The 9,041-nt window shown below is 72.0% G+C and carries 6 protein-coding genes; 4 read left to right on the top strand and 2 right to left on the bottom strand.

Translation table 11 applies throughout. The features are described 5' to 3' along the window. Positions 1-129: 129 nt before the first annotated feature. Complete coding sequence (locus AB0I32_RS21690) at positions 130-1,659, bottom strand: DivIVA domain-containing protein (RefSeq protein WP_357509788.1); 1,530 nt, start codon at positions 1,657-1,659, stop codon at positions 130-132. 361 nt (positions 1,660-2,020) lie between these two features. Here AB0I32_RS21690 and AB0I32_RS21685 point away from each other — a divergent pair, with 361 nt between their 5' ends. The 4 genes from AB0I32_RS21685 to AB0I32_RS21670 all read left to right on the top strand — a co-directional run bounded on the left by AB0I32_RS21685 (position 2,021) and on the right by AB0I32_RS21670 (position 6,628). Further along, on the top strand, positions 2,021-3,460 hold the full coding sequence (locus AB0I32_RS21685; RefSeq protein WP_357509786.1) for a hypothetical protein: 1,440 nt from the start codon (positions 2,021-2,023) through the stop codon (positions 3,458-3,460). After that, positions 3,457-4,464 (top strand): hypothetical protein, encoded by a 1,008-nt coding sequence (locus AB0I32_RS21680; protein ID WP_357509784.1) that lies wholly within the window; start codon positions 3,457-3,459, stop codon positions 4,462-4,464. Before AB0I32_RS21685 ends, AB0I32_RS21680 begins: the two co-directional genes overlap by 4 nt. Positions 4,465-4,529: 65 nt before the next feature. Then, complete coding sequence (locus AB0I32_RS21675) at positions 4,530-5,570, top strand: hypothetical protein (protein WP_357509782.1); 1,041 nt, start codon at positions 4,530-4,532, stop codon at positions 5,568-5,570. Between the two features lie 95 nt (positions 5,571-5,665). Continuing rightward, positions 5,666-6,628 (top strand): tetratricopeptide repeat protein, encoded by a 963-nt coding sequence (locus AB0I32_RS21670; protein ID WP_357509780.1) that lies wholly within the window; start codon positions 5,666-5,668, stop codon positions 6,626-6,628. A 101-nt stretch (positions 6,629-6,729) separates the two neighbouring features. Here the strand turns inward: AB0I32_RS21670 and glgB are convergent, their stop codons facing one another. Further along, positions 6,730-9,036: a 1,4-alpha-glucan branching protein GlgB gene (gene glgB, locus AB0I32_RS21665; protein WP_357509778.1), complete on the bottom strand. Its 2,307-nt coding sequence runs from the start codon at positions 9,034-9,036 to the stop codon at positions 6,730-6,732. Between the last annotated feature and the right edge of the window lie 5 nt (positions 9,037-9,041).

The following is a 9,041-nucleotide window of genomic DNA, read 5'->3' as shown; positions in this document are numbered from 1 at the left end:
CTGGTGCACCGCCTCGTGGACTCGACGCTCGACGTCGCAGCAGGCCTGGGCGCGGGGCTCGACTGGAAGACCTTACCAGGGAGACCCGGACAGGCGCTCTACTTCGCGGAACTAGCCCAGCAGGCGGGGCTACTTCGAGGCGCCGGCCTTCTCGCCGACCGGCTCCTCGGCGTCCTCGCTCTCGGCGGGCTGGCCGGCCTTCGTGCTCGCCTTGGTGCCCTTGACCGACGGGATGACCACGGTCGCCGTGCCGACGGGCACGGGCGTCGGGTTGCTCGGCGGGATCGACGCGGGCATCGAGCCCGTGTCGGTCGACTCGGGGACGTCGGGCTCTGCCTCGGTGCCGTCGCCGACGACGGCGAAGCGGGCCTGCTGCGCCGGGGTCGCCCCGGACATGCCCTTCGGCTTCGACGGCAGGGCGGGCTTGGCCGGAGCGGCCTCGGTCGGCGTACCGAGCATGCCGCGCAGCTCGTCCAGGTACGAGTTGATCGAGTCGTGCTGACGGGTCAGGTCCTCGAGCTGGTGCTGCGCGGCCGACCGGCTCGACTCCGCCTCGGCGCGAGCGTCGTCGATCGTCTGCTCCGCGAACTCCCTGGCCTCGGCCACGATGCGGTCCGCGGACTTGCGGGCGTCTGCCACGAGGTCCTTGACGTAGACGTCGGACTCCGAGCGGATCTTCTCCGACTGCTCCAGAGCCACGGCCACGCGCTTCTCGGCCTCTGCTGCGTGCTCCTCCGCGGTGCTGACCAGCTTGGCCATCTCGGACTTCGCCGTCTCGTGCCGCTCGGCGAGCTCCTTCTCGACGCTCTCCTTGCGGGTGGCGATGTCGAGCTCTGCCTGGGCGAGCGCCGCACGGGCCTGCTCGCGCAGCTCCTCCATCTCGGTGGTGACGGCGTTGGCCGCCTCGGCCGCCTGGCGGCGTGCCTCCGAGAGGATCTGCTCGGACTCGGCCCGGGCGCTGGACAGCATCGCGGAGGAGTCGCGCTCGGCGGACTCGCGCTGCTCGCTCGTCTGGGCGGCGACCTCGGAGCGGAGCTTGGCGGCGTCCGCCTCGGTCTTGACGCGCAGCTCGGTGGTCTCGCGCTCGACGGTCGAGCGCAGGGTGCCGAGCTCGCGCTCGAGGCTGGCCCGGCGCTCGCTCTCCTCGGCGTTGATGGCGCTGGCGATCTGCGCGGACTCGCGCTCGGCGGAACCCACGAGCTCCTCGGCGCGGCGCTGCGCGGCCAGCAGGTGACCCTCGGCCTCGGCCGCCATGGTGGTGCGGATCTCCTCGGCCTCGCGGCGGGCGCTGGCGAGCATCTCGGCGACCTCGGACTCGGCGCGCGAGCGCACCTGCCCTGCGGACAGCTTCGCCCGGGCCATGATGTCAGCGGCCTGCTGGTTGGCCTGGTTGATGATGTCGGTCGACTGGTCCTCGGCCGAACGCAGCAGCAGCTCGATGCGGGAGCCGAGGCCGGCGTACGAAGGCTTCTCGGTCTCGCGCAGATTGCGCTTGGCGTCGGTGAGGTCCTGCGTGAGCTGCATGGCGCGGCTGTCTGAGGCCTCGACCTGGCGCCGTGCCTCTTCGAGGGCGTGGTTCAACCGGTCCAGGTGCGCATGCACCTGATCGCGGTCGTATCCGCGCATTGCAGTCGGAAAGAGCGAGCGCTCGTCGGACACGGTGCAGACCTCCAGTGTCGGAACTTGGTGAGGCGCGGGTCAGGCTCCCCCCTGGGACGCGGCTTATACCGGCCGTCCGGCGCCCAGGATACGTGCCTTGTGCGGATGTGGATACTCCCGCTAGCGGATGCAATGTACGTATTGCATGGAATACTCTCGCTGGCCCGCGCGACCTGACCTGCGCGAGACGGCCCGCGCGGCCTGGTGGCGGTTCAGGCACACCTCAGTGAAGGAAGGGTGAGAATCCCGACCGAACCGCACAAGCACGCCCGTCATTGGACAGGGCTCCGCGTTCGGTCCCTATGCTGGAACATCCACCTGATCGACGGGCCGCGCGCCCAAAATTCGAAGGGAATCGGTGGTGCAACGCTTTCTGGCAATCCTCCTGATCCTTGCCGGACTCGGCGGGATCGGTTACGGGGTTGCGACGGCAACCGTCCTGCGCGAGTCCGACACAGTTGTCGCGACCGCGACCCCCAGCGGCGACGGAACAATGGTCGTGACCGAGCCCGGTGTGCTCGGCCTGGTCGACGACCAGGTGACCGTGCGGGCCACTGTCCCGGAGGGGCAGAAGGTCACGCTCGCGCTCGGGTCCGACGTCGACGTGCTCGGCTGGGTCGGCCAGGACCCCTACGACTCGGTGACCGGCCTGTCCTCCTGGGAGACGCTGAGCGTCGTCCCGGGTGCCGCTCCCGAGGGCGAAGCGACAGAGGGCGAAGCGGCGGAGGAACCGGCCGGGCAGCCGGGCACCGGTCCTGATCCCGCCGGATCCGACATGTGGATCTCCGAGGTGACTGGCGAGACCAGAGTCCAGATGCGCTGGACCGAGCAGCCCGGCCGCACGGTCCTGCTGGCCGCGGGCGTCGGTGAGGGCGCCCAGGCGCCCACGCTGGAGTTCACCTGGCCTCGTCCCGTGAACACCCCGTTACTGTGGCCGGGCGTGCTGGGCGGTGGCTTCCTCCTGATCCTCGGCATCTTCCTGGCCATCGGCGCACGTCGTAAGAACCGCGGCTCCGGCAAGGGACGCTCGTCGTCCGCCGGCCGTACCCGGAAAGCGGACTCCGACCCGTCGCGTCGGGACACGGTCTTCGAGGTGGACGGCGACCGGTCGAGCCCGGCCGCGCACGAGCCGGCCGCAGGCTTCCCGCCCGCGCTGGGCGACCCCGCCGACGGAGGTACGGCGGTCTACCCGCCGGCCGCGGCCGGCCGGGAGCTGCCGGGCCGCGACAGGCCGGAGCGTGGTAGGCCGGAACGTGGCAGGCCCGAGCGTGGGCGGCCCGAGCACGAACCCGTACGGCCGCCGGAACGTGGTCTGCCCGACCCCGAGCAGGACCACACCCGCACCTGGGGAGCGCCGGCCCCGTTCGGCGGAGCGGCTCCTATCACCCCGCCCCCGGTTCCCGAGCAGGCGCCCGAACCGGTCGCCGCCCCTGCGGCGTCCGTCCGCGGGATCCGCCGGCGCCGGGGCCAGGCACCCGGAGCCGCACCCGCTCCCACCGGGCAGCCCTCGGCAGAGCGGACGCCGTTCGGCGGCGCCGCACCCGACCAGGCACCGGCGTCGCCCCAGGCGCCGGCCGCCGCACGGGCCGAGCCGGCCGCTCCCGCCGCGTCAGGCAAGCCACTGACCCGACGTGAGATGCGCTTGCGCGAGCAGGCGCAGCTCAGGGCCGCGACGGGCGCCATGCCCACCGTGCCCGCGTCCGAACCCGAACCAGAGCCCGAGCCGGAGACACCGAGCAGCCGGGCTGCCGCGTGGCGTCAGACCTGGGGCGTCACCGGGAACGACGGAGGTAACCAATGAGACGCTCCACGACCCGCGTCACGGCCGTGGTAGCAACCGTGCTCGCCACGGGTCTGCTCACCGGCTGTGCCGAGGAGCTACCGACCCCGACGCCGGAAGCGCCGGTCGCCGAGGCGGTCGTCACGGAGGCCCAGGAGGGCAAGATCCTGGACGACGTGGCGAGCGTCGTCGGCAAGGTGACCAAGGCCAGCGACGCGAAGTCTCTCGGTTCGCGCCTGTCCGGGCCGGCGCTCGACATCCGCGAGACGCAGCTCAAGGTCGCCGCCGCCCGCCGCGACACCGAGCCGCTGACCGACCTGAACATGGAGATGCAGCAGGTCATCCTGCCGTCGGACCAGGAGTGGCCGCGCAGCAGCTTCGCCATCACGGTGCAGCCGAAGGACCTCACGACCCCTGTGCTGATGTCCTTCGAGCAGGCCACGGCACGCGACCAGTACAAGCTGTGGGGCTGGGTGCGCCTGCTTCCGGGCGTGACCATGCCGCGGTTCGCGGAGGCCACCCTTGGCAGCCCGGCCGTCCTGCCGGACGACGCGAGCCTCAAGGTGACACCGGCCGACGCGATCAAGCAGTACGCGTCGGTGCTCACGGTCGACAAGGACTCGAAGTACGCCGACACCTTCAGCGACGACGACCTGCGGCAGTTCTTCCGGGACTACGGCAAGCTCCAGGTCGACGCGATCAACAAGGAGGACTGCGGCGGCGCCTTCAAGGTGGAGTACGAGCCCACGAAGGATCCGGTCAAGGCGGTCCGTACGGCAGACGGCGGTGCTCTCGTGATGGCTGCGATGATCAGCCAGGAGACGATCACCGCCAAGGAGGAGGGCTGCGAGATCGGCCCGCCGACCGAGACGACCCAGGCACTATGGGGCAACACCAAGGTGACCAACGTGGTCGAGGTCAACTACAAGGACATCGTGGCGATGTACGTGCCGCCCAAGGAGTCCGACGACCAGGTCAGCCTGGTCGGCTACGAGCACGTCCCGAGCTCGGTCTCGAACGGCTGATCAGGCCGGCGAACCGGTCAGCCGCCGCCGCTAGGGTGGCCTCCGTGAACCTACGGAGGCCACCCTTGCCGCTTTCCGAAGCTCTTTCCACGACCTGTCGGGAGATCGCCCGACGGCGGGGCACGGCCCACCTGGCCACGGCCGGCGCCGTCGCGATGCTGCTCGCCGGCTGCACGGCAGAGCCGCCGGTCCCCGAGGCCGACGCGCCGGTGGTCGCGGCGGTGGTCAGCGAGACCCAGGAGCTGAAGATCCTGGACCGGGTCTCCACCGTCGTCGCGGAGGCGGACCAGGTCGACGAGGTGCGGTCGCTGGCCGCGCGGCTGTCCGGGCCGGCGCTCACCATGCGCGAGGCCGAGCTGAAGCTCGCCGCCGCCCGCGGGGACAGCGAGGCGCTGACCGACCTGACGCCCCAGATGCAGCAGGTGGTTCTGCCGTCGGACCAGGGCTGGCCGCGCAGCAGCTACGGCATGGGGGTCCAGCCGCAGGGCAGGGGCACGCCGGTGCTCGTGGCCTTCGAGCAGGCGTCCGCGCGGGAGCAGTACAAGCTGTGGGGCTACGTCCAGCTGTTGCCGAGCGTGACCATGCCGCGGTTCGCGGAGGCCGCCCTGGGCAGCCCGGCGGTCTCGGCGGACGACACGAGCCTCAAGGTGGCGCCGGCGACGGTCATCGAGCAGTACGCGTCGGTGCTGAGCGTCGACGGGCGCTCGCAGTACGCCGACGGCTTCGCCGACGACGACCTGCGCCGGTTCCACCGTGAGTACGGCAAGCTCCAGGTCGACGCGATCGAGGAGAAGGACGGCAGGGGCTCCTTCAAGATCGCGTACGAGCCAACGGAGGATCCGGTCAAGGCGGTCCGTACCGTCGACGGCGGCGCCCTCGTGCTCGGAGTGCTGGCCAGCCAGGAGACGGTCCGGGCGGAGGAGAACTGGCAGCTCGGCCCGCCCACGCCGTCGGCCAGGGCGCTCTGGGGCGACGCCGAGCAGACCAACGTGGTGCGGATCGTGTATCGCGACATGGTGGCCCTGTACGTGCCACCCGCCGGGGCGAGCGCCCCGATCACGCTGGTCGGGTACCACCGGGTGCCCCACATCGTCTCGAACGACTGACGACGTCGGAGGCCTCGCCGGGGCGGCTGCCCGCCGATTCTCGCTGAGAGCGGAGTCGGCGGGTGAGCGCCCGCGCGGTCATTAGGATTGCCCTCATGAGCAGTCCGTCCCCTCAGCCCGGGCCCGCCCGGAGCGCCCAGCCCGAGTTCGCGGTGCGCGGCGCCGTCGACCTGTCCGCTCTCAACCGACCCCAGGCACCGCCGCCCGGTGAACCCGGCGGCGCCCCCGAAGCCGGTGGCTTCGTCGTGGACGTCAGCGAGGCGAACTTCGAGCAGCTGGTTCGTGACTCGTCCACCTATCCGGTGGTGATGCTGATCTGGATCCCGACCGACCAGGCGAACGCAGAGCTCGGCGTCACGCTGGGCCGCCTCGCCGACGAGTACGGCGGGCGGTTCCTCCTCGGCCGCGTCGACGCGCAGACCTACCCGCAGGTCGCCGCCGCGTTCCAGGTGCAGGGTGTGCCCACGGTGGTGGCGGTGCTGCAGGGCCAGCCCCTGCCGCTGTTCCAGGGCGCCGCGGAGGAGCAGCAGATCCGCGGTGTGCTGGACCAGGTGCTGGCGGCCGCCGAGCAGAACGGCGTCAACGGCCGCGCCCCGGGCGCCGCGCCCGCGGCGGACGAGGTCGAGACCGAGCAGCTGCCGCCGCTGCCGCCGCTCCACCAGGAGGCGTACGACGCGATCGAGCGCGACGACCTGGACGCCGCCGTGGCTGCCTACGAGAAGGCCCTCCGGCAGGACCCCAAGGACTCGGACGCGACGGCGGGCCTCGCGCAGGTACGCCTCATGCAGCGCACCCGGGACGCCGACCTCGCCGCGGCGCGCAAGGCCGCGGCGGACGCGCCGGCCGACGTCGAGGCGGCGCTCGCCGTCGCCGACCTGGACATGCTGGGCGGCAAGGTGGACGACGCGTTCGCTCGCCTCCTCGACCTGCTGCCCGGGGCCGATGCCGACGACAAGGAGAAGCTCCGCGTACGGCTGCTGGAGCTCTTCGAGCTCGCCGGCACGGGGGACCCACGGGTGAGCAAGGCGCGCAAGCGCCTGGCGATCAGCCTCTACTGATCTCCGGCCCGAGCACCCTTTCGAGGCCTAGGTCTCTTCGCTCCGAGACGGCTGGAGCGCGAGAAACCTAGGCCTCGAAGAGGTTGGGGCGTCGGCCGCCGTCACCCGGCCGTCGGGGGCTCCGGGACGAGGACCAGGGCGCCCAGCGGGGGGACCCGGACCACTGCCGACCACGCGCGGCCGTGGTGGGGCACCGGTTCGGCCTGCACGCGGCCCATGTTCCCCACGCCCGAACCGCCGTAGACGGTCGCGTCGGTGTTCAGCGCCTCGCGCCACACGGAGGCGGCTGTCGGCTCGGCGGCGGTCGTGGTCTCGACGGTCTCGACCCGCGAGGGCTCGGCCAACGAGGTCTCGGCCCGCGAGGCCAGCGGCAGCGTCGGCAGCGGCAGCCGGTAACCCTCGTGGGGCACGCCGGCGAAGTTCACGACCACCACCACGGGGTCGCCCGAGCGCGACCGGCGCACGTAGGCCAGCACGTTGTGGTCGGCGTCGTCACCCTCGAGCCACTCGAACCCGGTGTGGTCGAAGTCCAGCTCCCACAGCGCCGGCGTCGCGCGGTAGAGCGCGTTCAGGTCCCGGACCAGGTGCTGCACGCCCGCGTGCCCGGCATCGCCGAGCAGGTGCCACGGCAGCCCGTCCGACTCGGACCACTCGGACTCCTGCGCGAACTCGCACCCCATGAACAGCAGCTGCTTGCCCGGGTGGGTCCACTGGTAGGCGAGGAAGGACCGCACGCCCGCGAGCTGCTGCCACCGGTCGCCCGGCATCTTCCCCAGCAGCGACCCCTTGCCGTGCACCACCTCGTCGTGGCTGATCGGGAGCACGAACTGCTCGGTGAACGCGTACACCAGGGAGAACGTCAGCTCGCCGTGGTGGTAGCGCCGGTTGTACGGGTCCTCGGCCAGGTAGCGGAGGGTGTCGTTCATCCAGCCCATGTTCCACTTCAGGCCGAAGCCCAGCCCTCCGCTGGAGGTCGGGCCGGTGACCTGGGGGAACGCCGTCGACTCCTCGGCGATCATCATGACACCGGGCGTGCGCCGGTAGGCCGTCGCGTTGGTCTCCTGCAGGAACGCGATCGCCTCCAGGTTCTCCCGCCCGCCGTGCACGTTGGGGGCCCACTCGCCCTCCTTGCGGGAGTAGTCGAGGTAGAGCATGGAGGCGACGGCGTCCACGCGCAGCGCGTCGACGTGGAACTCCTCGAACCAGTAGGTCGCGTTCGCGACCAGGAAGTTGCGTACCTCCCGCCGGCCGAAGTCGAAGATCAGCGTGCCCCAGTCCTGCTGCTCGCCGCGCCGGGGGTCGGGGTGCTCGTACAGGGGCGCGCCGTCGAAGCGGGCGAGGGCGAACTCGTCGCGCGGGAAGTGCGCGGGCACCCAGTCGAGGATGATGCCGATCCCCGCCTGGTGGAGCCGGTCCACGAGGTGGCGGAAGTCGTCGGGCGAGCCGAACCGCGAGGTCGGCGCGTAGTAGCTGGTGACCTGGTAGCCCCACGACCCCCCGTACGGGTGCTCCGCGACGGGCAGCAGCTCGACGTGCGTGAACCCCTGCTCGCTGACGTAGGCGGTCAGCTGCTCCGCGAGCTCGCGGTAGCCGAGGCCGGGCCGCCACGAGCCCAGGTGCACCTCGTACACGCTCAGCGGCGCGGAGTGCGGGTCGGTCGCGGTCCGTGCGGCGATCCACGCGTCGTCGTGCCACTCGTGGCTCGAGGCGGTCACGACGCTCGCCGTCGCGGGCGGCTGCTCCGTCGCCTTGGCGAGCGGGTCCGCCTTGGCGCGCCAGACGCCGTCGGCCCCCAGGATCTCGTACTTGTAGCGCAGGCCCGGGCCGACGTCGGGGACGAAGAGCTCCCAGACGCCCGTGGAACCGAGCGACCGCATGGGGTGCGTGCCGCCCCAGCCGTTGTGGTCGCCCACGAGCCGCACGCCGCGGGCGTTCGGGGCCCACACGGCGAAGGCGACGCCTGCGATGTCGCCCGTCGCGCTCGGGTACCGGTGCAGGTTGGCGCCGAGCACCTGCCAGAGCTGCTCGTGCCGGCCCTCGCCGATCAGGTGCAGGTCCACCTCGCCGAGGGTGGGCAGGAACCGGTACGGGTCGTCGGACGTCCAGGTGTCCGTGCCCGACCGGGTGCGGACGCGGTAGTCGGGAGCATGTCTGGTCCCGTCCGGTCCCTCTGTCGTGGGCACGACGGCGGCCCACACCCCCGCACCCTGGTGCGTGGCGGCCACCTCCGTGTCACCGTCCGGGCCGGAGGTGGTCACCACCACCTCGTCGGCGAGCGGCCGTAGGGCGCGTACCACCGCGCGGGGCCCGTCGAGCAGGTGGGGGCCGAGCACGGTGTGCGGATCGTGGTGGGTTCCGGACGCGATAGCGGTCAGGACCTCGAGGTCGACGTCGGGCAGGTCTGCCATGGGTT

The organism is Promicromonospora sp. NPDC050249, from assembly GCF_040656015.1.
Taxonomy (GTDB): Bacteria; Actinomycetota; Actinomycetes; order Actinomycetales; family Cellulomonadaceae; genus Promicromonospora.
This window is presented reverse-complemented; position numbering and strand designations above follow the sequence as displayed.